Source organism: Streptomyces sp. NPDC030165 (assembly GCF_055573595.1).
The window spans coordinates 1-23,326 of the sequence record NZ_JBVIBD010000007.1 but is presented as its reverse complement, the minus strand read 5'-3'; the positions used below and the strand labels follow the sequence as shown (position 1 = coordinate 23,326).

The window sequence follows — 23,326 nt, the reverse complement described above, 5'->3', positions numbered from 1 at the left end:
CGGGCTCATCCGTCGCGCAGATACGCCAGGACCGCGAGCACCCGGCGGTTGCCGTCGTCGGGGGAGAGTCCCAGCTCCGCGAAGATGGCGAAGGCGAAGGTGCCCGACACCACGAAGACCGATACGAAGCCGGCGATCACCGCCATGACGGCGAGCAGTGTGGCGACGTCACCGAGGGCCGCGGCGCGCGAGGCGGCGGTCGGCTCACCGCCCTTGGCGGCGCCGGTCCCGGCCGTGAGGGACGGGTCCGGCAGCGCGGCCGTGATCCGGTCCGCGAGGTCCGCGGCCGGGGTGCCCGGCCCGGCGAGCACGGCCACCGCGTCGGCACGGTCCGGGTCGGCCGACAGCCGCTGTGCGGTGGCGTCGGCGAAGAAGACGGTGGCCTCGCCGGGCACCCCGCCCCCGCCGGGAGGCGCCGCGATACCGGCGACGGTCATCTCCCGCCGGCCCTGCGGGGTCACCACGGGGACCTTGTCGCCGACGGCCGCCTTGGCGCGCCCGGCCAGCGCGGCGGCGAGCACCACCTCGTCGTCACCGACGGGTTCGCGGCCCTCGGTGACGCGGAAGGGGGTGAGCCGGGCACTCGACCAGCCGTGGCCCACCGGGCGGTCGGCAGAGTCACCGGCGGCGTCGCCGGCCACCACCTGGGCGGGCAGCGCACGGTCGATGACGGCCTGGTGTACGCCGGGCACCCGGCGGACCGCTTCGGCGGTCCGCCGCACGTCCTCGATGCGGTGCGGGGTGGTGGCGGTCCGGCGCTGGTCGTACGCACCGCCCCCGGTGCCGAAGCCGACGGTGAAGGACTGACCGGCCCGCACCACGACGGCGGCGGCGTCGTAGCGCCCGGACCCGCCGGGCTTCGAGGTGCCCCGGGTGGCGTCGAGGACCTGACCGGTACCGGCGATCAGTGCGACGCCGAGCGTCAGCGCGACGAAGGTGCCGGCGAACAGCGCCCATCTGGTGCGCAGGGTGGAAAGAGCGATGGACAGCATGGGTCAGCCACCCAGCCGTGCCATGTGCTCGCTGACCGCGGCCACCGTCGGGGCCGTCAGTTCGCCGTGCACCGCACCGTCGGACAGGAAGAGCACCCGGTCCGCACAGGAGGCGGCGACCGGGTCGTGGGTGACCATGATCACCGTTTGCCCCGCGTGGTCCACCACGGACCGCAGCAGGCCCAGCACCTCTCGGCTGGTGTTGGTGTCCAGGGCGCCGGTGGGCTCGTCGGCGAACAGCACGTCGGGCCGGCTGATGAGGGCGCGGGCGATGGCCACCCGCTGCTGCTGGCCGCCGGACATCTGCGCCGGCCGGTGGCCGCCCCGGTCGCCCAGGCCCACCTGCCGGAGCGCGGCGTCCACCTGGGCGCGGCTCGGGCGCTGCCCGGCCAGCCGCATCGGCAGGGCCACGTTCTTGCGCGCGGTCAGCGACGGCATGAGGTTGAAGGACTGGAAGACGAATCCGATCCGCTCCCTGCGCAGCCTGGTCAGTTCCGTCTCGGTCAGCGCGCCGATGTCGGTGGTGCCGATGAACACCCGGCCCGAGGTGGGGCGGTCCAGGCCCGCCGCGCACTGGAGCAGGGTGCTCTTGCCCGAACCCGAGGGACCCATCACCGCGGTGAACGACCCGCGGGCGAAGGCGCAGTGCACACCGCGCAGGGCGGGGACCTTGCTGTGGCCGCGGCCGTACAGCCTGGCCACCGCGCTGAGTGTCACGGCCTGCTCGACGCCGGCTCCGGTGACGGGCACTGCTCCTCCTGGGCCTGGGGCGCCGTGCACGGTCGTGTGCACGGCGTGCCGCCCGGTCAAGCGGGGCGGGGCCGGGGCAGGCACGGGCGTCACATCCCGTTTTCCAGGTGGAGAAGGCTCCACCTTCTTCGGGGGCGGGCTGCTTCTTCGGGGAGGGCGGCGGGCTGCCGGAACGTCGGTACGGAGGGGAGCGAGCGACTGCCTGCGTGACCTGGGTACGGACGGTCCAGCCGAGGCGGACCCTCCACAGGCTCACCCGTTCGGAGTCCTCCGCCGGTTCCTGAGCGGGCGGACGGAGCCCGGGGCGTGCGGACCCGTACCGGCCCCGGGGAGTGTTTTCGGCCGAAGACCGCGGTCCCGGCGAGAGCAAAACCGTAAAACGGCCATCCGCGTGACATACATCGCACAGCCCGTTCTCCGCCGCCGCAAGCGGAACATTAGACTCGGCAGATCGGCAAGCTCGACCAGCCAGAGCCAGCTACAACCAGGCGAATCTGCACGAAGCAGCACGAATCGCTCGAACCAGCTCGACAGCAAGGAGGCACGGGTGGCGCTGCTGACCCGCATCAAGGGACCGCGCGATCTGGACCGACTAGGACCGGAGCAGCTGGAGCAGCTGGCGGGGGAGATCCGTACCTTCCTCGTCGACGCCGTCTCCAAGACCGGCGGGCACCTCGGCCCCAACCTCGGTGTGGTCGAGCTGACCATCGCCCTGCACCGGGTCTTCGAGTCCCCGAAGGACAAGGTGCTGTGGGACACCGGACACCAGTCCTACGTCCACAAGCTGCTCACCGGCCGCCAGGACTTCTCGAAGCTGAAGATGAAGGGCGGCCTGTCCGGTTACCCCTCGCAGGCGGAGTCCGAGCACGACGTCATCGAGAACAGCCACGCCTCCACCGTCCTGGGCTGGGCCGACGGTCTGGCCAAGGCCAACGAGGTGCTGCGCAAAAACGATCATGTCGTGGCGGTCATCGGGGACGGCGCGCTGACCGGCGGCATGGCGTGGGAGGCGCTCAACAACATCGCCACCGCCAAGGACCGCCCCCTGGTCATCGTCGTCAACGACAACGAGCGGTCGTACGCGCCGACGATCGGCGGCCTCGCCAACCATCTCGCCACGCTGCGTACGACCGACGGCTACGAGCGCTTCCTCGCCCGCGGCAAGGACCTGCTGGAGCGCACGCCGGTCGTCGGCAGGCCGCTGTACGAGACGCTGCACGGCGCCAAGAAGGGCCTGAAGGACTTCATCGCCCCCCAGGGCATGTTCGAGGACCTGGGGCTGAAGTACGTCGGGCCGATCGACGGCCACGACATCGAGGCCCTGGAGTCGGCGCTGCAGCGCGCCAAGCGCTTCGGCGGCCCGGTCATCGTGCACTGCCTCACCGAGAAGGGCCGCGGCTACCAGCCCGCCCTCCAGGACGAGGCGGACCGCTTCCACGCCGTCGGCAAGATCCACCCCGACACGGGTCTGCCGATCGCCTCCTCCGGCGCCGACTGGACCTCCGTCTTCGGCGAGGAGATGGTCAGGCTCGGCCGTGAGCGCGCGGACCTCGTCGCGATCACCGCCGCCATGCTGCAGCCGGTCGGCCTGGACAAGTTCGCCAAGGAGTTCCCCGACCGGGTGTACGACGTCGGCATCGCCGAGCAGCACGGCGCCGTCTCCGCCGCGGGCCTGGCCACCGGCGGTCTGCACCCGGTCTTCGCGGTGTACGCCACCTTCCTCAACCGCGCCTTCGACCAGGTCCTGATGGATGTCGCACTGCACAAGTGCGGCGTCACCTTCGTCCTGGACCGGGCCGGCGTGACCGGCACCGACGGCGCCTCGCACAACGGCATGTGGGACATGTCGATCCTCCAGGTCGTGCCCGGCCTGCGGATCGCGGCCCCGCGCGACGCCGACCAGGTCCGCGCCCAGCTGCGCGAGGCGGTCGAGGTCGACGATGCGCCGACCGTCGTGCGCTACTCGAAGGGCGCGGTCGGCCCGGCGGTCGAGGCCGTGGGCCGGGTCGGCGGCATGGACGTGCTGCGCGAGCCCGGTGCGGGTGTCGAGCGACCCGACGTCCTGCTGGTGTCGGTGGGCGCACTGGCGCCGATGTGCCTGGAGATCGCCGACCTGCTCGACAAGCAGGGCATCTCGACGACGGTGGTGGACCCGCGCTGGGTCAAGCCGGTCGACGCGGCACTGCCGGGCCTGGCCGACGGGCACCGTGTCGTGGTCACAGTCGAGGACAACAGCCGCTCGGGCGGTGTGGGCTCCGCCGTGGCGCAGGCGCTGCGGGACGCGGGCGTGGACGTGCCGCTGCGTGACTTCGGTATTCCGGAGCGGTTCCTCGACCACGCCTCCCGCAAGGAGATCCTGGCCGAGATCGGGCTCACCGCGCCGGACATCGCACGGCAGGTGACCGGCCTCGTCTCCAAGATCGACGGCCGGTACGAGGACACGGACCGGTCCGTGGACGCGGCGGAGTCCGTGGGCGCGGCGGACGACGCCGAGCGGGCCGAGGCCGCCCGCGACTGACGGCGACGGGCGACGGCAGGAGGGACCGGCGTGGCCGGTTCCTCCTGCGGGACGTACGTGCGTGACGTGGCTGCACCCGCACGAAGAGGTGACCGGACGTGCCGGCCGTTCACCGGACGCACACCCGCCGCCCAAGGTGGCACAAACCCGACGCCCAACACTGCACAAACATCGCTGAACGGTCATACGATGGGCCGGTGGGCCACCCGAACGGGTGCAACCACCGGCCCGTCGGCATATCCACCCGTCCGTACCATCGGGTGAATCCCCGCCGTGTCCAGGCCCGCCGCACCGTACTCGTCCCGACCATTGCGCAGACTCGGTCAGTTCACGAGTCGCGACGGTCGTCCAGGCGGAGGTTGGCCCATGAGCAGCACACATCGGGGCACGGGAAACGGACCGGAGAGCGGCAGCGGCACGGACCCCACCCGGGTACGCCGCAGCGGCCTGTTCCGGACCAAGACGGTCGAGGAGTCGATCCGCGACACCGAGGAGCCGGAACACGCGCTCAAGAAATCCCTCTCCGCCCTGGACCTGACGGTCTTCGGCGTCGGCGTCGTCATCGGGACCGGCATCTTCGTCCTCACCGGCAAGATCGCCAAGGAGACGGCGGGCCCGGCCGTCGCACTCTCCTTCGTCGCCGCCGGCCTGGTGTGCGCACTGGCCGCGCTCTGCTACGCGGAGTTCGCCTCGACCGTGCCGGTGGCCGGCTCCGCGTACACCTTCTCCTACGCCTCCCTCGGTGAGCTGCCCGCCTGGATCATCGGCTGGGACCTGGTGCTGGAGCTGGCGCTGGGCTGCGCGGTGGTCGCCGTGGGCTGGTCCGGCTACGTCCGCTCGCTGCTGGACACCGGCGGCGTCCACCTGCCGGCCGGACTGTCCGGTACGCACGAGGGCACCTTCGGGTTCGACCTGCTCGCATGCGTGCTCGTACTGGTCCTGACCGCGATCCTCGTCCTCGGCATGAAGCTGTCGTCCCGGGTGACCTCCGTGATCGTCGGTATCAAGGTCACTGTCGTACTGCTCGTCATCATCGCGGGCGCCTTCTTCATCACCGGCGCCAACTACGAGCCGTTCATCCCGCCGAGCCGGGCCACCGAGGGCAGCGACGGCCTCGCCGCGCCCCTGTCCCAGATCGTCTTCGGCTTCACCCCGGCCGACTTCGGCGTGATGGGCGTCTTCGCGGCCGCCGCGGTCGTCTTCTTCGCCTTCATCGGCTTCGACATCGTCGCCACAGCCGCCGAGGAGACCCGCCTGCCGCAGCGCGACGTACCGCGCGGCATCCTCGGGTCGCTCGCCATCTGCACGGTCCTGTACGTCGCCGTGTCGGTCGTCGTCACCGGCATGCAGAAGTACAGCGAACTGTCCACGGACGCCCCGCTCGCCGATGCGTTCAAGGCCGTCGGGCACCCGTTCTGGGCCGGGCTGATCAGCTTCGGCGCGGCCGTCGGCCTGACCTCGGTCTGCATGATCCTGCTGCTCGGCCAGAGCCGGGTCTTCTTCGCGATGAGCCGCGACGGCCTGCTGCCGAAGCTCTTCTCGCAGGTCCATCCGCGCTTCGGCACCCCGTACCGCTCGACCGTCGCGCTGGGCGTCGTGGTCGCCGTCGTGGCCGGCTTCACCTCGATCGACGAACTTGCCGAACTGGTCAACATCGGCACCCTGTTCGCCTTCGTCGTGGTCGCCCTCGGCGTCGTCATCCTGCGCCGCTCCCGCCCGGACCTGCCCCGCTCCTTCCGCACACCGCTGGTCCCGTTCGTCCCGGCCCTGTCGGTGCTCGCCTCCCTGTGGCTGATGCTCAACCTGCCCGCGGAGACGTGGCTGCGGTTCGGGGCGTGGATGCTGCTCGGCTTCGTCGTGTACTTCGCGTACGGGCGGCGGCACAGCCGGATGAACCGGCCCGCGGGGCGGTCTGCGCCGGGCGGCAGGTGAAAAGCCGCTGTCGTACGGCGCGGCTGCGGCCGTACGCTGCGAGGATGCCTGAAACCGAGACCGCCTCCGCTCCGGTGCGCCGCTCCGCCCGTGTCCTGCTGCTCGACGCGGACGACCGCGTGCTGCTCTTCCACTGCCTCCTGGACCCGGCCCGTCCGGACGCCGGGTACTGCTGGGTCACCCCCGGGGGCGGTGTGCGCGAAGGGGAGTCACCGATTGCCGCGGCGGCGCGGGAGCTGGCGGAGGAGACCGGGCTGCGGGTGGCGCCCGACGCGCTGGGGCCGCTGGTCGCCCATACGTCCGGGTACGCGGAGCTGACCTGGGCCAAGGGGGTGTTCGAGGACGTGTTCTTCCTGCATCGCGTCGCCGGGCACACGGTGGACACCAGGGGTTTCGAGGAGCACGAGACCGAGTCCGTCACCGGCCACCGCTGGTGGCCGGTGGACGAACTGGCGGCGACGGCCGAGACCGTCTTCCCGCGCGGGCTGCCGCCGCTGCTCGCGGACGTATGTGACGGCCGGGCGCCGGCCGAACCCGTACGACTGCCCTGGCATCACTGAGAGCAGCGGTACCAGGGCAGTCGGTGCGGTGTGCGGCGAACCCTAGGCGGGCACGCTCGCCACGCCCGGGGACAGGAACTTCTTGCCGTTGACGCGCTCGGAGACGCCCTCACGGTCCAGGTACGGCGTGATGCCGCCCAGGTGGAAGGGCCAGCCGGCGCCGGTGATCAGGCACAGGTCGATGTCCTGCGCCTCGGCGACGACGCCCTCGTCGAGCATCAGGCCGATCTCCTGCGCGACGGCGTCCAGGACGCGGTCGCGGACCTGCTCCTCGGTCAGGACGGTGTCGCCCTGCTTCAGGAGGGCTGCGACCTCGGGGTCCAGCTCCGGCTTGCCGGAGTCGTAGACGTAGAAGCCGCGCTTGCCGGCCTTGACCACGGCGGCCAGGTTCGGCGAGACGGTGAAGCGGTCCGGGAAGGCGCCGTGCAGCGTCTCGGAGACGTGCAGGCCGATCGCCGGGCCCACCAGCTCCAGCAGCACCAGGGGCGACATCGGCAGGCCGAGCGGCTCGACGGCCTTCTCGGCGGTGGCCACCGGGGTGCCCTCGTCGATGACGTTCTGGATCTCGCCCAGGAAGCGAGTCAGGATGCGGTTGACCACGAACGCCGGGGCGTCCTTGACCAGTACGGCCGTCTTCTTCAGCGACTTGGCGACGGAGAAGGCGGTGGCCAGCGACGCGTCGTCGGTCTGCTCCGCGCGCACGATCTCCAGCAGCGGCAGGACCGCGACCGGGTTGAAGAAGTGGAAGCCCACGACCCGCTCGGGGTGCTTGAGCTTGGACGCCATCTCGGTGACCGAGAGGGACGAGGTGTTCGTCGCGAGGACGGCGTGCTCCGGTACGACCGCCTCGACCTCGGCGAACACCTGCTGCTTGACGCCCATCTCCTCGAAGACGGCCTCGATGACGAAGTCCGCGTCGCCGAAGGCGGCGGCCTTGTCGAGGTGGCCGCTGACCAGGCCCTTGAGGCGGTTGGCCTTGTCCTGGTTGACGCGGCCCTTCAGGAGCAGCTTGTCGATCTCGCCGTGGACGTACTCCACGCCCTTGTCGATACGCGCCTGGTCGATGTCGGTGAGCACCACCGGCACCTCCAGGCGGCGCGCGAACAGCAGCGCGAGCTGCGAGGCCATCAGGCCCGCGCCGACCACGCCGACCTTGGTGACCGGGCGCGCCAGCGACTTGTCCGGGGCGCCGGCGGGGCGCTTGGCGCGCTTCTGCACCAGGTTGAAGGAGTAGATGCCGCTGCGCAGCTCGCCGCCCATGATCAGGTCCGCGAGGGCCTGGTCTTCCGCGTCGAAGCCCTGGCGCAGGTCGCCGTTCTTGGCGGCGGCGATGATGTCCAGCGCGCGGTACGCGGCCGGGGCGGCGCCGTGCACCTTGCTGTCCGCGATGCCCTTGCCGCGCTGGACGGCCTCGTCCCACGCCTCGCCGCGGTCGACGTCGGCCCGTACGACCTCGGTGTCGCCCTTGAGGACCGAGGCGGTCCACAGCAGCGACTGCTCCAGGAAGTCCGCGCCCTCGAAGATCGCGTCGGCGATGCCGAGGTCGTAGACCTGCTGGCCCTTGAGCTGCTTGTTCTGGTTGAGCGAGTTCTCGATGATCACCGAGACCGCGCGGTCGGCGCCGATCAGGTTCGGCAGCAGCACACAGCCGCCCCAGCCGGGTACCAGGCCGAGGAAGACCTCGGGCAGCGAGAAGGCGGGCAGCGCCTTGGAGACGGTGCGGTACGTGCAGTGCAGACCGACCTCGACACCGCCGCCCATCGCGGCGCCGTTGTAGTACGCGAAGGTCGGCACGGCCAGGCCGGACAGCCGCTTGAAGACGTCGTGGCCGCCCTTGCCGATGGCCAGCGCGTCCTCGTGCCGCTTGAGCAGCTCGACGCCCTTGAGGTCGGCGCCGACGGCGAAGATGAACGGCTTGCCGGTGATGCCGACGCCGGTGATCCTGCCGTCCTTCGCCTCCGCCTCGACCTGGTCGATCGCGGCGTTCAGGTTCGTCAGCGACTGCGGGCCGAAGGTGGTCGGCTTGGTGTGGTCCAGGCCGTTGTCCAGCGTGATCAGCGCGAAGGTGCCGGCGCCGGGCAGCTCCAGGTGCCGTACGTGCGCCTGCGTGACGACCTCGTCCGGGAACAGCTCGGCCGCGCCCTTCAGCAGTTCGGTAGTGGTGCTCACTTGCCTGCTCCCTCGAAGTGCGGGTTCTCCCAGATGACCGTGCCGCCCATGCCGAAGCCGACGCACATGGTCGTGATGCCGTACCGGACCTGCGGCTGCTCCTCGAACTGCCGCGCCAGCTGCGTCATCAGGCGCACGCCGGAGGAGGCGAGCGGGTGGCCGAAGGCGATCGCGCCGCCGTACTGGTTGACGCGCGGGTCGTCGTCCGCGATGCCGTAGTGGTCCAGCAGCGACAGCACCTGGACGGCGAACGCCTCGTTGACCTCGAAGAGGCCGATGTCGTCGATGCTCAGCCCTGCCTTGGCGAGGGCCTTCTCCGTCGCCGGGACCGGGCCGATGCCCATGACCTCGGGCTCCACGCCTGCGAAGGCGTAGTCCACCAGGCGCATCTTGACCGGCAGGCCCAGCTCGCGGGCCACGTCCTCGGCGGCGATCAGCGAGGCGGTGGCGCCGTCGTTCAGGCCCGCCGCGTTGCCGGCGGTGACGCGGCCGTGCGGGCGGAAGGGGGTCTTGAGGTTCGCCAGGTTCTCCAGCGTGGTGCCGGGCCGCATCGGCTCGTCGGCGGTCGCCAGGCCCCAGCCGGTCTCGCCGGCCTCGGCGTTGGTGCGGCGGACCGAGACCGGTACGAGGTCGGCCTGGATCTTGCCGTCGGCGTACGCCTTGGCGGCCTTCTCCTGGCTGCGGACCGCGTACTCGTCGGCGCGCTGCTTGGTGATGTGGGGGAGGCGGTCGTGCAGGTTCTCCGCCGTCATGCCCATGAAGAGGGCGGACTGGTCGACCAGCTTCTCGCTGACGAACCGGGGGTTGGGGTCGACGCCCTCGCCCATGGGGTGGCGGCCCATGTGCTCGACGCCACCGGCCACGGCGATGTCGTACGCACCGAAGGAGACGCCGCCGGCGATGCTCGTCACGGCGGTCATGGCGCCGGCGCACATCCGGTCGACGGAGAAGCCGGGAACGGACTGCGGGAGGCCGGCGAGGATGCCGGCGGTACGGCCCAGGGTCAGTCCCTGGTCGCCGATCTGGGTCGTCGCGGCGAGGGCGACCTCGTCGATACGGGCCGGGTCGAGGTCCGGGTTGCGGCGCAGCAGCTCCCGGATGCACTTGACGACCAGGTCGTCGGCGCGGGTCTCGTGGTAGATGCCCTTCGGGCCCGCCTTGCCGAACGGGGTGCGGACGCCGTCGACGAAGACGACGTCCCTAGCGGTACGAGGCACGTTGGCTCTCCTCCAGGTGCGGGGTGGCACTGCTGCGGGCGCGCCCTCGGGCGCGTCACGTCTCTCATGCTACTTGCGGGTAACCAGGCTGCACAGTCCCTCCGGGGTAAGCGGTGAAGGTCACAAGGCCGGGCGTCCCGTGTCGCCCGGCGGGTGGGGGCCGGCGGGCGGTTCTCCCGCCGATGTGGCTGGGGTTGTCCGTGTGGAGGTGCGCGGCCAGGGCACCCGCGGGAGCGTCGGCCGGTTGCGCGACCTGGGAGGTTTGTGGCGTATTGCGGCCTTATGGTGCGGATATGGATACGGACAGGAGTGAGGGTATGACCAAGCGTGTTCGAGCTGCCGGGGCTGTGTGTGCTGTCGCGCTGGCCGGCGGCCTGCTGGCCGGCTGCGGTGACGACGACGGTGGCGGGGGCGGCTCGTCGGCCTCGCCCTCGGCACCGGCCTCTTCCGCGGCTCCGTCGCAGTCGGCCGGGGACGGCGGCTCGTCGGGCGCGATGACCGAGGACCAGCGCTCCCGCAAGGCCCTCGTCCCCGAGGCCAAGATCTCGTACGACCAGGCACTCAAGGCGGCGACGGGGGCCGTGGAGGGTTCCAAGCCGGTTTCGGTGGAGCTGAAGCGCGGGGCCGGCGGGAAGGCCGAGTGGCACGCGAAGGTGGCGGCCTCGGACGGCACCGAGAGCACCGTACGGGTCGACGCGGTGTCCGGGAAGGCGGACAAGCCGCAGGCCAAGAACGAGGACGGGGACGACAAGAAGGAACTGGCCGATCGGCTCAGCCGGGCCAGTGTCACCCCGCAGCAGGCGGCGGCCACGGCGACCGGCCGCAAGAACGGCACGGTCACCGCCGTGGAGCTGGACAGCAACGACCAGAAGAAGGAGATCTGGTCGGTGGACGTGGTGACCAGGAACGACTGGAACAAGACCACGTTCGACGTGGACGCGATGAACCGGAAGATCCTGCGCGAGCACGTCGACCGGGACTGAGCCGGCGGGGGCGGGCCGGGATTTCCGGTCCGCCCCCGGAGGATCAGGCTCCGGTGGCGGTCAGGGCCTCGGTGAGGATCGGGGCGACCTGTCCGATCTGCCAGGGGCGGGCGCCGTGGCCGGCCAGGACGGCGGCGACCGTCTCCTCGGTGGGGTCGGCGGGCGGCTCCCAGCACAGGCGCCGCACCGTGTCGGGGGTGATCAGGTTCTCCTGGGGGAGGTTGAGGTCCTCGGCCAGGGCGGTCACCGCGGCGCGGGCGGCGGACAGCCGTGCTGCCGCTGCCGGGTCCTTGTCGGCCCAGGACCGGGGCGGCGGCGGGCCGTTCAGCGGCTGGCCGGGCTGCGGCAGTTCGCTGTCCGGCAGGGCGCGGGCGCGGTCGACGGCGGCCTGCCACTGTTCGAGCTGGCGGCGGCCCATGCGGTGTCCGAAGCCGGTGAGGGCGGCGAGCGCGTGCGCGTTGGGGGGCAGGTTCAGGGCCGCTTCGATGATGGCGGCGTCGCCGAGCACCTTGCCGGGGGAGACGTCGCGCCGCTGGGCGACCTGGTCCCGCGCGGTCCACAGTTCCCGTACGACGGCCATCTGCCGGCGGCGGCGCACCTTGTGCATGCCGGACGTACGGCGCCAGGGGTCCTTGCGGGGCGGCGCCGGGGGAGCGGCGGCGATGGCCGCGAACTCCTGGCGGGCCCATTCGAGCTTGCCCTGCTGCGCCAGCTCTTCCTCCAGGGCGTCGCGCAGGTCCACCAGCAGCTCGACGTCGAGCGCGGCGTAGCGCAGCCAGGGTTCCGGCAGCGGGCGGGTGGACCAGTCCACGGCGGAGTGGCCCTTCTCCAGGGCGTAGCCGAGGACGTTCTCCACCATCGCGCCGAGGCCGACCCGGGCGAAGCCGGCGAGGCGGCCGGCCAGCTCGGTGTCGAAGAGGCGGGACGGAATCATGCCTATGTCGCGCAGGCACGGCAGATCCTGGGTGGCGGCGTGCAGGACCCACTCGGCGTCGGCGATCGCCTCGCCCAGTGCGGAGAGGTCGGGGCAGCCGACGGGGTCGATCAGGACGCTGCCGGCGCCTTCGCGGCGCAGCTGTACGAGGTAGGCGCGCTGGCCGTAGCGGTAGCCGGAGGCCCGCTCGGCGTCCACCGCCACCGGGCCCGTGCCGGCCGCAAAGGCCGACACGACTTCGGCAAGTTCCTCGGCCGTCGCCGTCACGGCGGGGGTGCCCTCGCGCGGTTCCAGTAGGGGGACCGGCGCCGGGCGGGTGTCCGGAGGGGAGTCTCCGGATGTTCGCAGTGTCGAGTCTTCTGCGGTCTTTTGGGCGTCGGTCACCAGTCAAGGGTATCTGTGTATGCACGGCGCCCGCCGAGGGAACGTTCCCTCGACGGGCGTGACGGCGGTTTCGGGGTCGGGAGTCAGTGGATGATGCCGGTACGCAGGGCGACGGCGACCATGCCGGCCCGGTCGCCGGTGCCCAGCTTGCGGGCGATACGGGCGAGGTGGCTCTTGACGGTCAGTGCCGACAGGCCCATCGAGACGCCGATGGCCTTGTTGGACTGGCCCTCCGCAACCAGCCGCAGTACCTCGACCTCGCGTCCGGACAGTTCGCGGTAGCCGCCCGGGTGGCCGGGGGCGCCCGGGGGGCGGCGGTGCATCCGGGCGGCGTTGGCGCCGATGGGTGCGGCGCCGGGACGGCCCGGAAGGCCGAGGTTGGTGCGGGTGCCGGTGACGACGTAGCCCTTGACGCCGCCGGCCAGGGCGTTGCGTACGGCGCCGATGTCGTCGGCGGCGGACAGGGCGAGGCCGTTGGGCCACCCCGCGGCCCGGGTCTCGGACAGCAGGGTCAGGCCGGAGCCGTCGGGCAGGTGGACGTCGGCAACGCAGATGTCGCGCGGGCTGCCGACGCGGGGACGGGCCTCCGCGATGGACGACGCCTCGATCACGTCACGTACTCCGAGTGCCCACAGGTGGCGGGTGACGGTGGAGCGGACGCGAGGGTCGGCCACGACGACCATGGCCGTCGGCTTGTTCGGGCGGTAGGCGACCAGGCTCGAAGGTTGCTCGAGGAGAACTGACACCGGGCCTCCTGGGGGGAGTGGCGGGACGGGTGCCGACATTTGGGGGCGAGTCGGAATGCTCCGTCTTTGAAGGGTCACTGACCTCTTCGGCACCAAACGGGCCCGACTTTAGAGTTTGATCTCAACTTAGTTGGTTCATTTCGGTCAAATCGGTCGCTTGATCGACTTTGGAGTGATCCGGCGGCGGAAGGTTGCCGTGAACCCGTTCGAGCGTCGTGGAGCAGCCCGGAGCCTGTCGCTCTGTCAGGTGGCGCGGCAGGGACACGGCCACGCGCCGGCGGGTGCGCGGCCGCGCCGGTACGTGCGTCCGTGCCTCGCCCGTCACCGCCGTACGCGGGCGGGCGCACCGGCGCGGTCGGAGGGCGGACGCAGGTGTGCGCTCCCCGGCGCCTCCACACGCCGGGCGCGTCAGCGTGCCTGCGGCCCCCGGCGCTGCGGCAGCGGTACGACCCCGCCGCGCGGTGACGGTTCGGGAGCCACCGGCGGCAGCCCCGCCACCTGGCACAGCAGGTCGCACCACGCGCAGAGATGAGCCGCGAGATCCGGCACCCCGCCCTGCCCCTCCTCCGGGGTCCACGAGGCGCGCATCTCGATCTGGGTCGCCGGGGCCCGGTCGGCGAGCCCGCCGAAGTAGTGGGAGCTGGCCCGGGTCACCGTGCCGCTGGGCTCCCCGTACCGCACGCCGCGCGCGTCCAGCGCCCCCGTGAGCCAGGACCAGGAGACCTCGGGGAGCAGCGGGTCGGAACCCATCTCCGGCTCCAGCTCGGCGCGCGCCAGCGTCACCACGCGGAAGGTGCCCTGCCACGCGTCGTGCCCGGCCGGGTCGTGCAGCAGCACCAGTCTCCCGTCGGCGAGGTCCGTGTCCTCCCCCTCGGGACCGGTGCCCGGCTCGACGACCGCCGCCTCCAGCGCGTACGCGTAGGGCGCGAGGCGCTTGGGCGCGGGCGTCGGCTCGATCTCGATCTCGGGACGCACCCGTGCTGTGCGGAGCGCCTCGATCGCCTGACGGAAGGGGATGGGGACGTTGTCCGCGCTGTCCGCGAGGTGTTCGTGAGCCGCAGCCATGCCCGGAAGATTAGGCGGAAGGAGCCGCTCGGTGAGGGAGGACACCCGGTGCGCGCGTCGCCCATTCGGAGGCGCCCTCGCGCGCGTGCGAAGATTTGGTGCGTGAGCGTCAACGACCGCCCGACGGGCCAGCAGCAGACCGGTACGTACGACTCGGCCTTCCTCAAGGCCTGCCGGCGGGAGCCGGTGCCGCACACGCCGGTGTGGTTCATGCGCCAGGCCGGGCGGTCGCTGCCCGAGTACCGCAAGGTCCGCGAGGGCACCGCGATGCTGGAATCCTGCATGATGCCGGAGCTGGTCACCGAGATCACCCTCCAGCCGGTCCGCCGGCACGGCGTCGACGCGGCGATCTACTTCAGCGACATCGTCGTGCCCCTGAAGGCCATCGGCATCGACCTGGACATCAAGCCGGGTGTCGGCCCGGTCGTCGAGCAGCCGATCCGTACGCGCGCCGACCTGGAGCGGCTGCGCCCGCTGGAGCCGGACGACGTCCCGTACGTGGCCGAGGCCGTGCGGATGCTCGTCGGCGAGCTGGGCGGCACGCCGCTGATCGGCTTCGCCGGTGCGCCCTTCACCCTCGCCAGCTACCTCGTGGAGGGCGGTCCGTCGCGCAACCACGAGCACACCAAGGCGATGATGTACGGCGACCCGCAGCTCTGGGCCGACCTGCTCGACCGCCTGGCCGGCATCACCTCCGCCTTCCTGAAGGTGCAGATCGAGGCGGGCGCGAGCGCCGTGCAGCTCTTCGACTCCTGGGTGGGCGCGCTGGCCCCCGCGGACTACCGCCGCTCCGTCATGCCGGCCTCCGCCAAGGTCTTCGAGGCGGTGTCCGGGTACGGCGTCCCGCGGATCCACTTCGGTGTCGGCACCGGTGAGCTGCTGGGCCTGCTGGGTGAGGCGGGCGCGGACGTCGTGGGTGTCGACTGGCGGGTGCCGCTGGACGAGGCGGCCCGCCGCGTCGGCCCCGGCAAGGCGCTCCAGGGCAACATCGACCCGGCCGTGCTGTTCGCGCCGCGCGAGGCGGTGGAGGCCAAGGCGCGCGAGGTGCTGGACGCCGCTTCCGGCCTGGAGGGCCACATCTTCAACCTGGGGCACGGCGTGCTCCCGAACACCGACCCGGCCGCGCTGACCCGCCTCGTCGAGTACGTCCACGAGCAGACGGCGCGCTGACCTGAGGGGCGGGCCGCCGGGCTCCCGGCGGCCCGTCGCGCTCAGCCGCCCGCGGCCCGTACCGCGGCGGCCGCCTTGCGGGCGGCGACCAGGACCGGGTCCCATACGGGGGAGAACGGCGGCGCGTAGCCGAGGTCGAGGGCGGTCATCTCCTCGACCGTCAGCCGCGCCGTGAGCGCCACCGCCGCCACGTCCACGCGCTTGCCCGCGCCCTCCCGGCCGACGATCTGGACGCCGAGGAGGCGGCCGGTGCGCCGCTCGGCCATCATCTTCACGCGCATCGGCCGGGCGCCCGGGTAGTAGCCGGCGCGGCTGGTCGACTCGACGGTGACCGTCACGTACTGCAGGCCGACCGACTTCGCCTGCTCCTCCAGCAGCCCGGTCCGGGCGATCTCCAGGTCGCAGACCTTGGAGACGGCGGTGCCGACGACGCCGGGGAAGGTCGCGTAGTCGCCGGCCACGTTCGAGCCGATGATCTGGCCGTGCTTGTTGGCGTGGGTGCCCAGCGCGATGTGCCGGGTCCGGCCCAGCACCAGGTCGAGCACCTCCACGCAGTCGCCGCCGGCCCACACGTCGTCGTGGCCGCGTACCCGCATCGACAGGTCGGTGAGCAGCCCGCCCGCGTCGCCGAGCGGCAGCCCCGCCTGCTCGGCGAGGGTGGTCTCGGGCCGTACGCCCAGGCCCAGCACGATCACGTCGGCCGGGAACTCGCCGTCGTCCTCGGTGGTCACCGCGCAGGCCCGCCCCGAGCCGTCGGTGCGGACGCCGGTGACGACCGCGCCGCGCACGGTCTCGATGCCCATGCCGCACATCGCCTCGTGGACCAGCTCGCCCATGTCGGGGTCGAGCGTGGACATCGGCTGCTCGCCGCGGTCCAGGACGGTGACGTCGTAGCCGCGGGTGACCAGCGCCTCGGCCATCTCGACGCCGATGTAGCCGGCGCCGACGACGACCGCCTTGGTGCCCTCGGTGGCCTTCAGGGTGTCCAGCAGCGCCTGCCCGTCGTCCAGGGTCTGCACACCGTGCACGCCGGGCGCGTCGATGCCCGGCAGCGGCGGGCGCAGCGGCCGCGCGCCGGTGGCGATGACCAGCTTGTCGTAGCCGGTCCAGGTCTCGGTGCCGTCGCCGTCCAGGCCGCGGGTGCGGACCCGGCCGCGGTCCAGGTCCAGTTCGGTGACCTCGGTCCGCATCCGCAGGTCGATGTCGCGCTCGCGGTGCTTCTCCGGGGTCCGGGCGATCAGGTCGTCCGGGCCGTCGACCGACCCGCCGACCCAGTAGGGGATGCCGCAGGCGGAGTACGAGGCGAAGTGGCCGCGTTCGAACGCGACGATCTCCAGTTCGCCGGGCTTCTTCAGCCGCCGGGCCTGCGAGGCGGCGGACATGCCCGTCGCATCGCCGCCGATGACCACCAGTCGCTCCGCCATCGCGGGTGCTCCCTTCGTCGTGTGCCGGTACCTGTCCGTACCGGTCGCCCCGTCCGTAACGGCTGCCCGGGACGGCCGCCCGTACGACCGTTCGTCCGTACGACGCAGGTTACGGGTCAGAACGGATAGCCGGCCGGGGCGGCGCGGACCGTGGTCCAGCGGGTCTCGGTGAAGGCGTCGAGATTGGCCGTGCCGCCGAAGTGCGTGCCGGTGCCGGAGTCGGCGAAGCCGCCCATCGGCGCGGCCGGCTCGTCGTTGACCGTCTGGTCGTTGATGTGCAGCAGGCCGGTCGGTATGCGGTCGGCCAGTTCCAGGGCGCGCGCGGTGTCGCGGGTGACGACGCCGAGCGCCAGCCCGTACTGCGTGTCGTTCGCCAGGGCCACGGCCTCGTCGGCGGTGTGGAACTCGCGCACGGGCGCGACCGGCCCGAAGACCTCCTCGGCGTACGCGGGAGCGCGGTCGTCCACGTCGGCCAGGACGGTGGGCCGGTAGAACAGGTCCCGGTGGGTTCCGCCGGCCGCGAGCCGCGCGCCCGCCGCCGTGCTCGCCTCCACCAGGCCGTGGACGCGGTCCCGCTGCCCGGCGTCGATGACCGGCCCGAGCTGGACCTCCTCGCGGAACGGGTCGCCGACGGCGAGCGCGTCCGCCTTGGCCGCCAGCCGCTCCACGTACTCGTCGTACAGGGAGGCGTGCACGAGGTGGCGGCCCGAGGACATGCAGACCTGGCCCTGGTGGAAGAAGGAGGCCCAGGCGGCGGCGGACATGGCGGCGTCCAGGTCCGCGTCCTCCAGGACGAGGAAGGCGCTGTTGCCGCCCAGTTCCAGGTGGGCCCGCTTGAGGTGCCGGGCGGCGAGCGCGCCGACGCTGCGGCCCGCGTGCGTCGAGCCGGTGAAGGAGATCACCCGGACGTGCCGGTCGCCGACCAGGGCCTGCCCGGCCTCGCTGCCGCCCGGCAGTACGTGCAGCAGCCCTTCGGGCAGCCCGGCCGCCGCGAAGACCGCCGCCACGGCGTGGCCGCCGCACACCGCGGTGCGCGGGTCGGGTTTGAGGACGACCGCGTTGCCGAGCGCCAGGGCCGGGGCGACGGAGCGCATGGCGAGCACGAGCGGGACGTTGAACGGCGCGATGACGCCGACGACGCCGGCCGGCACCCGGGTCGTGTACGAGTGGCGGGGTGCGGCGGAGGGCAGCACCTGGCCCAGCGGGTGGTGGGCGAGCGCGGCGGCCTCGTAGCACTCCTCGGCGGCGGTCCGTATCTCGAACTCGGCCTTGCCGGGGACGCTGCCGGCTTCCCGGACGATCCACTCGGACAGCTCGGCGGCGTGCCGGGTGATCAGATCCCCGGCCCGGCGCAGCACCGCGGCGCGCTCCGTGTACGGCGTACGGGCCCAGGTGCGCTGGGCGGCAGCGGCCTCGGCGGCCGCGCTCTCCACGTCGGCGGGGCGGCCAGGGTGAAGGCGGCCAGGGTGTCGCCGGTCGCCGGTTCGACCGCGGTGGTCGCACCGCCGTGCAGCAGGGGCCGGTGGTCCAGGTCGAGCAGGGGCATCGCGCAGCCTCCGGTCGGAACGGTTGAGGAATGAACCGGTTCGTTTCATCCTCCCGCACCGCTGATCAAGGGGGACGGCGGGGCCCGGGCCCCGGCTGTACGGCCCGCCCCGCCGCCGCTACTCGCGTTCCAGCACGAGCGCCAGCCCCTGCCCCACGCCGATGCACAGCGCCGCCAGGCCCGTACCGGAGCCGCGGGCGGCGAGCTGATGGGCGACCGCGCCGGCCAGCCGGGCGCCGGACGCGCCCAGGGGGTGCCCGATGGCGATGGCGCCGCCGCGCGGGTTGACCACGTCCGGGTCCAGGCCGGGCCACTGGGCGAGGCAGCCCAGCGCCTGGGCCGCGAACGCCTCGTTCAGCTCGAAGGCGGCCAGGTCGGTCAAGCCGCGCCCCGCCTTGTCCAGGGCCCGCCGTACGGCCTCCACCGGGCCCAGCCCGAAGAGCTGCGGCTCGATGCCGGTCACGGCGCTCGCACTGATGCGGGCGAGCGGTTCCCGGCCGGTGGCCCGCAGCCCCTCCTCGTCGACGAGGAGGAGGGCGGCGGCGCCGTCGTTGAGCGGGGAGGAGTTGCCCGCGGTGACCGTGCCGTTCTCCTTGCGGAAGGCCGGGCGGAGCTTGGCCAGCGCCTCCTTGGAGGTCGAGGCGCGGATCGATTCGTCCTGCGTCAGATCCACGTCCGGCAGCGGTACGACTTCGGCGTCGTACGCGCCCTCCTCCCAGGCGCGCGCTGCCTTGCGGTGGCTGGCAAGCGCGAAAGCGTCCTGCTGCTCGCGTCCGATGCCGTACTTGTCGGCGATCAGCTCCGCACCCTCGCCCAGCGCGACGGTCCACTCGGGCGCCATCCGCGGGTTGACCATCCGCCAGCCGAGCGTCGAGGAGAACATCTCCTGGTGCCCGGCGGGGAAGGCGCGTTCGGGTTTCTGGAAGACGTACGGCGCGCGGCTCATCGACTCCACGCCGCCCGCGAGCACGACGTGCGCGTCTCCGAGGGCGAGGGAGCGGGCGGCGTGGATGACGGCCTCCAGGCCGGAGCCGCACAGGCGGTTGACGGTCACACCGGGTACGGAGACGGGCAGCCCGGCCAGCAGGACGGCCATCCGCGCCACGTTGCGGTTGTCCTCGCCGGCCCCGTTGGCGTCACCGAAGACGACGTCGTCGATACGGGCCGGGTCGAGGCCGGGGGTGCGCTCCACCAGGGCCTTGACGACGTGGGCGGCGAGGTCGTCGGGGCGGGAGCCCGCGAGGGCGCCGCCGTACCTGCCGACGGGGGTCCGTACGGCGTCGACGATGTAGACGTCCCGGGCGCCCCAAGCGCCTCGTGTGTCCCGTGCACCCTGCTCGGTCATCAGCCCGTCCGCCCTGTCCGCTCGAAGATCGGCATCAGCGCCCCGAGTCTTTGCCCGCCGCGCGCGGCTGTCAACGGTCCCCCGGGCCGTCACCCTCCCGCACGGCTTCCGTGCCCTCCTGCGCGGCCTCCGTGGGAGCCTGCCGCGGGGGTGCCGACGCGACGGTCGCCCGCGTACGCCTCGTCAGCCGGCCCCGCAGCACCCGCCACAGCGTGTACCCCAGCGCCCCGGCCGCCAGGAACGGCAGCGCCGCGCCGACCGCCACCAGCAGCCGCCGCACCCCGGCGGTGAAGGCGTCCCAGCCGCCGCTGAGCGCGTCCCCGAAGGAGGTCTCCTCGTCGTCCGCCGCCGCGTCCGGTTCGTGCAGCACCAGGGTCACCGTCGCCATGCCGGTCTGCTCCTGGAGCGACTTCAGGCGCGCCTGGAGAGACTCCAGCTCCGACTGGCGGCGGCTGAGTTCGGACTCCAGCGTGACGATGTCGCCGATCGAGGTGGCCTTGCCCATCAGCGCCCGCACCCGCGCCACACTGGCCTGCTGCGACGTGATGCGGCTGCCGGTGTCCACCACCTGGTCGGTGACGTCCTTCGCCGAGACCTGCCGCTCCTTGAGCGTGCCCAGCCGTGAGAGCCGGTCCAGCAGGCCGTCGTACGCCTCGGGCGGCACGCGCAGTGTGACCCGGGAGCGCTCGCGGCCCTCGCCGTCCCGGTCGGTGGACTCCTCCCCGACGTAGCCGCCGGCACCCTTGGCCGCCGCACGGGCCTTGGCGAGCGTTCCCGGGACGTCCGCGGCCTCGACGGTGAGCGTCGCCGTACGGATGATCTGCGCCGTCGGGACCGGGGCGGGCTTCCCGGTCCCGCTGCCCGTCCCGGCCCGCCCGCCGGCCGACTCCGCGCCGCCGGGCGCCTTGGGCCCGACCATGCCCTGCTCGCCCCGCGCGGCGCCCTTGTCGGCCTGCGGCGCGCTCGCCGGCTTGGAACTGCCTTCCCCGGCCGCCCCGCACCCCGCGACCGCCAGGGACGCCGCGAGCAGCGCTCCCGCGGCCGCTCGCCGTGCCCCGTACGGCCTGCCCGCTGTGCCCATGTCCCGTACCCCCGAAGTGGTGTGCCCCTGTTGCCACTTCGACGTGGCGGAGGAGCCGCGGGTTGCCGTCCGTGCGTCGCGATGCGGTCACGGTCCGGACTCCGTGCGGACTTTGAGAGAGTGGGGACATGAGCACAGCGCACACCAGTACGGGCCGCGCGCCCGGAAGTCACGTCATCGTCATCGGCGGGGGCATCTCGGGGCTGGCCGCGGCCCACCGATTGCTGGACGGCGGGGCCCGGGTGACCGTGCTGGAGGCGTCCGGCCGGCTCGGCGGCAAACTGCACGCCGGGGAGATCGCGGGCGTACCGGTCGACCTCGGCGCCGAGTCGATGCTGGCCAGGCGGCCGGAGGCGGTGGAACTGGCGCGCGCCGTCGGTCTCGGCGACCGGCTCCAGCCGCCCACCACCGCGACCGCCGCCCTGTGGACGCGCGGCGCGCTGCGGCCGATGCCCAAGGGGCACGTGATGGGCGTACCTGGCGACCTGGACCTGCTCGCCTCCTCCGGGGTGATCTCCCCCGAGGGCATGGCGCGGATCGCCGAGGACGAGGCGCTGGAGCGCACGGAGGTCGGCGCGGACGTGGCGGTCGGCGAGTACGTCGCCGCCCGGCTGGGCCGCGAGGTCGTCGACCGGCTCGTCGAGCCGCTGCTCGGCGGTGTGTACGCGGGCGACGCGTACCGCATCTCGATGCGCGCCGCCGTACCCCAGCTCTTCGAGGCCGCGCGCGCCGAACGCTCCCTGATCGAAGGCGTACGGGGCATCCAGGCGCGGACGGCGGCGCGGGCCGCCGGGCCCGGCCAGGCGCAGGCACCGGTCTTCATGGGCATCGACGGCGGCGTGGGCACGCTGCCGGGCGCCGTGGCCGACGCGGTACGGGCCGCCGGCGGCGAGATCCGTACGCACACTCCCGTCCGGGAGCTGCGGCGCACCGCCGACGGCTGGCGCGCCGTCCTGGACGGCGGCGACGGCCCGGCGGCGCTGGACGCGGACGCCGTGGTCCTCGCGGCACCGGCGCCCGCCGCCGCCCGGCTGCTGGCCGCCGAGGCGCCGGCCGCCGCCACCGGGCTGGCCGCCGTCGAGTACGCCTCCATGGCCCTGGTGACCATGGCCTTCCGCCGTGCGGACGTGGAGCGGGTGCTGTCCGGCAGCGGCTTCCTCGTCCCGCCGGTCGACGGCCGCACGATCAAGGCGTCCACCTTCGCGAGCAACAAGTGGGGCTGGATCGCCGACGCCGACCCGGACCTGTTCGTGCTGCGCACCTCCGTCGGGCGGTACGGCGACGAGGCCGACCTGGCGCGCGACGACACCGACCTGGTGGAGCTGTCCCTGCGCGACCTCGGAGAGGCGGTCGGACTGGCCGCCCGGCCCGTCGCGCAGCGGGTCACGCGCTGGGAGGGCGGGCTGCCGCAGTACCCGGTCGGCCACCTGGAGCGGGTGGCCCGCATCCGGGCCGAGGCCGGCAAGCTGCCCGGCCTGCGGGTCTGCGGCGCGCTGTACGACGGGGTGGGCATCCCCGCCTGCATCGCGTCCGCGCGCGCCGCCGCGGACGACATCCTGGACACCCTGCCGCAAGCCGCCGCGGCGGGCGAGTGAGAATGGACCCATGACTGACGCTTCCGCCCCCGCCACCCCCACCGGGGCCGCTCCCGAGAAGACCCCGAACGCCGGCAAGAAGGCGAAGGACCTGAACGAGGTCATCCGCTACACGCTCTGGTCGGTGTTCAAGCTGCGCGACACGCTGCCCGAGGACCGCGCCGGGTACGCCGACGAGGTCGAGACGCTGTTCGCGCAGCTCGCCGCCAAGGACGTCGTCGTACGCGGCACGTACGACGTCTCCGGCCTGCGTGCCGACGCCGACGTGATGATCTGGTGGCACTCGGAGAGCTCGGACGCGCTTCAGGAGGCGTACAACCTCTTCCGCCGCACCAGGCTGGGACGCGCGCTGGAGCCGGTCTGGTCGAACATGGCGCTGCACCGCCCGGCAGAGTTCAACAAGTCGCACATCCCGGCCTTCCTGGCCGACGAGGTCGCCCGCGACTATGTGAGCGTCTACCCGTTCGTGCGCTCCTACGACTGGTACCTGCTCCCCGACGAGGACCGCCGCCGGATGCTCGCCGACCACGGCAAGATGGCCCGCGGCTTCCCGGACGTGCGGGCCAACACCGTGCCGTCCTTCTCGCTGGGCGACTACGAGTGGATCCTCGCCTTCGAGGCCGACGAGCTGTACCGCATCGTCGACCTCATGCGGCACCTGCGCGGCTCCGAGGCGCGGATGCACGTCCGCGAGGAGGTGCCGTTCTACACCGGGCGGCGCAAGCCGGTCGCCGAGCTGGTCGCCGGGCTGGCCTGAGCCGTAGGACCGGCCTGAGCCGTCGGGCCGGACCGGATCACCGGGCCGGCCCGGGACGGCGCGGAAAGACAGGGCCCTCCCAGACCCAACCCCCCCCGGGACGGTCCACCCCGCTCCCTTCTTCCTCGCTTCTCTGCGTGAAAAACCAGAAAAGAAAA

The 23,326-nt window shown here is 72.8% G+C and carries 17 protein-coding genes and 1 pseudogene; 7 read left to right on the top strand and 11 right to left on the bottom strand.

Translation table 11 applies throughout. The features are described from left to right. Positions 1-5 precede the first annotated feature (5 nt). Both ACZ4Z1_RS15175 and ACZ4Z1_RS15170 read right to left on the bottom strand, forming a co-directional pair. A complete protein-coding gene (locus ACZ4Z1_RS15175) occupies positions 6-992 on the bottom strand; it encodes an ABC transporter permease family protein (protein WP_468487044.1) in 987 nt (328 codons plus the stop codon). Between the two features lie 3 nt (positions 993-995). Further along, on the bottom strand, positions 996-1,742 hold the full coding sequence (locus ACZ4Z1_RS15170) for an ABC transporter ATP-binding protein (protein ID WP_468487043.1): 747 nt from the start codon (positions 1,740-1,742) through the stop codon (positions 996-998). A 547-nt stretch (positions 1,743-2,289) separates the two neighbouring features. On the opposite strand from ACZ4Z1_RS15170, the gene dxs reads away from it, so the two are divergent. The 3 genes from dxs (at position 2,290) to ACZ4Z1_RS15155 (ending at position 6,752) form a co-directional block, all read left to right on the top strand. Beyond that, positions 2,290-4,260: a 1-deoxy-D-xylulose-5-phosphate synthase gene (gene dxs, locus ACZ4Z1_RS15165; protein ID WP_468487042.1), complete on the top strand. Its 1,971-nt coding sequence runs from the start codon at positions 2,290-2,292 to the stop codon at positions 4,258-4,260. Between the two features lie 366 nt (positions 4,261-4,626). Continuing rightward, entirely contained in the window at positions 4,627-6,192 is a 1,566-nt protein-coding gene (locus ACZ4Z1_RS15160; RefSeq protein ID WP_468487041.1) for an amino acid permease, read from the top strand. Between the two features lie 44 nt (positions 6,193-6,236). Then, on the top strand, positions 6,237-6,752 hold the full coding sequence (locus tag ACZ4Z1_RS15155; RefSeq protein ID WP_468487040.1) for an NUDIX hydrolase: 516 nt from the start codon (positions 6,237-6,239) through the stop codon (positions 6,750-6,752). Positions 6,753-6,794: 42 nt separating this feature from the next. On the opposite strand, the gene ACZ4Z1_RS15150 is transcribed toward ACZ4Z1_RS15155, so the two are convergent. Both ACZ4Z1_RS15150 and ACZ4Z1_RS15145 read right to left on the bottom strand, forming a co-directional pair. Then, entirely contained in the window at positions 6,795-8,921 is a 2,127-nt protein-coding gene (locus tag ACZ4Z1_RS15150; RefSeq protein WP_468487039.1) for a 3-hydroxyacyl-CoA dehydrogenase NAD-binding domain-containing protein, read from the bottom strand. After that, positions 8,918-10,138, bottom strand: coding sequence for a thiolase family protein (locus tag ACZ4Z1_RS15145; RefSeq protein WP_468487038.1), 1,221 nt, complete (start codon positions 10,136-10,138; stop codon positions 8,918-8,920). The genes ACZ4Z1_RS15150 and ACZ4Z1_RS15145 overlap by 4 nt, the downstream gene beginning before the upstream one ends. 317 nt (positions 10,139-10,455) lie before the next feature. Between ACZ4Z1_RS15145 and ACZ4Z1_RS15140 the strand changes: the two genes are divergently transcribed. Further along, positions 10,456-11,121 (top strand): PepSY domain-containing protein, encoded by a 666-nt coding sequence (locus ACZ4Z1_RS15140; RefSeq protein ID WP_468487037.1) that lies wholly within the window; start codon positions 10,456-10,458, stop codon positions 11,119-11,121. Between the two features lie 43 nt (positions 11,122-11,164). Here ACZ4Z1_RS15140 and ACZ4Z1_RS15135 read toward each other — a convergent pair whose 3' ends face one another. The 3 genes from ACZ4Z1_RS15135 to ACZ4Z1_RS15125 all read right to left on the bottom strand — a co-directional run bounded on the left by ACZ4Z1_RS15135 (position 11,165) and on the right by ACZ4Z1_RS15125 (position 14,250). Beyond that, the gene (locus ACZ4Z1_RS15135) at positions 11,165-12,439 is read right to left on the bottom strand and encodes an HRDC domain-containing protein (RefSeq protein WP_468487036.1); all 1,275 of its coding nucleotides are present in this window, start codon (positions 12,437-12,439) and stop codon (positions 11,165-11,167) included. 83 nt (positions 12,440-12,522) lie between these two features. Continuing rightward, a complete protein-coding gene (locus ACZ4Z1_RS15130; RefSeq protein ID WP_003985651.1) occupies positions 12,523-13,185 on the bottom strand; it encodes a response regulator transcription factor in 663 nt (220 codons plus the stop codon). 408 nt (positions 13,186-13,593) lie between these two features. Continuing rightward, positions 13,594-14,250 carry a DUF3000 domain-containing protein gene (locus tag ACZ4Z1_RS15125; protein ID WP_468487035.1) on the bottom strand — a complete coding sequence of 219 codons (657 nt, stop codon included), beginning with the start codon at positions 14,248-14,250 and terminating at the stop codon, positions 13,594-13,596. A gap of 102 nt (positions 14,251-14,352) precedes the next feature. Between ACZ4Z1_RS15125 and hemE the strand changes: the two genes are divergently transcribed. Next, positions 14,353-15,420, top strand: a complete 1,068-nt coding sequence (gene hemE, locus ACZ4Z1_RS15120) for a uroporphyrinogen decarboxylase (RefSeq protein ID WP_468487034.1) — start codon at positions 14,353-14,355, stop codon at positions 15,418-15,420. Between the two features lie 41 nt (positions 15,421-15,461). Here the strand turns inward: hemE and ACZ4Z1_RS15115 are convergent, their stop codons facing one another. The 4 genes and pseudogenes from ACZ4Z1_RS15115 to ACZ4Z1_RS15100 form a co-directional block, all read right to left on the bottom strand. Further along, a complete protein-coding gene (locus tag ACZ4Z1_RS15115; protein WP_468487033.1) occupies positions 15,462-16,844 on the bottom strand; it encodes an FAD-dependent oxidoreductase in 1,383 nt (460 codons plus the stop codon). A 116-nt stretch (positions 16,845-16,960) separates the two neighbouring features. Then, a pseudogene (locus ACZ4Z1_RS15110) lies at positions 16,961-18,390 on the bottom strand (aldehyde dehydrogenase family protein). A 118-nt stretch (positions 18,391-18,508) separates the two neighbouring features. After that, positions 18,509-19,735 carry a thiolase family protein gene (locus ACZ4Z1_RS15105; RefSeq protein ID WP_468487032.1) on the bottom strand — a complete coding sequence of 409 codons (1,227 nt, stop codon included), beginning with the start codon at positions 19,733-19,735 and terminating at the stop codon, positions 18,509-18,511. A 70-nt stretch (positions 19,736-19,805) separates the two neighbouring features. Further along, positions 19,806-20,816 (bottom strand): DUF4349 domain-containing protein, encoded by a 1,011-nt coding sequence (locus ACZ4Z1_RS15100; protein ID WP_468487031.1) that lies wholly within the window; start codon positions 20,814-20,816, stop codon positions 19,806-19,808. Positions 20,817-20,944: 128 nt separating this feature from the next. Between ACZ4Z1_RS15100 and hemG the strand changes: the two genes are divergently transcribed. Together hemG and hemQ are read left to right on the top strand one after the other, a co-directional pair. Beyond that, a complete protein-coding gene (gene hemG / locus ACZ4Z1_RS15095) occupies positions 20,945-22,411 on the top strand; it encodes a protoporphyrinogen oxidase (RefSeq protein WP_468487030.1) in 1,467 nt (488 codons plus the stop codon). 10 nt (positions 22,412-22,421) lie between these two features. Beyond that, complete coding sequence (hemQ, locus tag ACZ4Z1_RS15090; protein ID WP_468487029.1) at positions 22,422-23,168, top strand: hydrogen peroxide-dependent heme synthase; 747 nt, start codon at positions 22,422-22,424, stop codon at positions 23,166-23,168. Positions 23,169-23,326 lie beyond the last annotated feature (158 nt).

Excerpts from the sequence above, each read along its gene's own strand:
- ACZ4Z1_RS15175 (WP_468487044.1), bottom strand. The coding sequence starts at position 992 with ATGCTGTCCATCGCTCTTTCCACCCTGCGCACCAGATGGGCGCTGTTC.
- ACZ4Z1_RS15160 (WP_468487041.1), top strand. The coding sequence starts at position 4,627 with ATGAGCAGCACACATCGGGGCACGGGAAACGGACCGGAGAGCGGCAGC.
- ACZ4Z1_RS15155 (WP_468487040.1), top strand. The coding sequence starts at position 6,237 with ATGCCTGAAACCGAGACCGCCTCCGCTCCGGTGCGCCGCTCCGCCCGT.
- ACZ4Z1_RS15140 (WP_468487037.1), top strand. The coding sequence starts at position 10,456 with ATGACCAAGCGTGTTCGAGCTGCCGGGGCTGTGTGTGCTGTCGCGCTG.
- ACZ4Z1_RS15125 (WP_468487035.1), bottom strand. The coding sequence starts at position 14,250 with ATGGCTGCGGCTCACGAACACCTCGCGGACAGCGCGGACAACGTCCCC.
- ACZ4Z1_RS15115 (WP_468487033.1), bottom strand. The coding sequence starts at position 16,844 with ATGGCGGAGCGACTGGTGGTCATCGGCGGCGATGCGACGGGCATGTCC.
- ACZ4Z1_RS15105 (WP_468487032.1), bottom strand. The coding sequence starts at position 19,735 with ATGACCGAGCAGGGTGCACGGGACACACGAGGCGCTTGGGGCGCCCGG.
- ACZ4Z1_RS15100 (WP_468487031.1), bottom strand. The coding sequence starts at position 20,816 with ATGGGCACAGCGGGCAGGCCGTACGGGGCACGGCGAGCGGCCGCGGGA.
- hemG (WP_468487030.1), top strand. The coding sequence starts at position 20,945 with ATGAGCACAGCGCACACCAGTACGGGCCGCGCGCCCGGAAGTCACGTC.
- hemQ (WP_468487029.1), top strand. The coding sequence starts at position 22,422 with ATGACTGACGCTTCCGCCCCCGCCACCCCCACCGGGGCCGCTCCCGAG.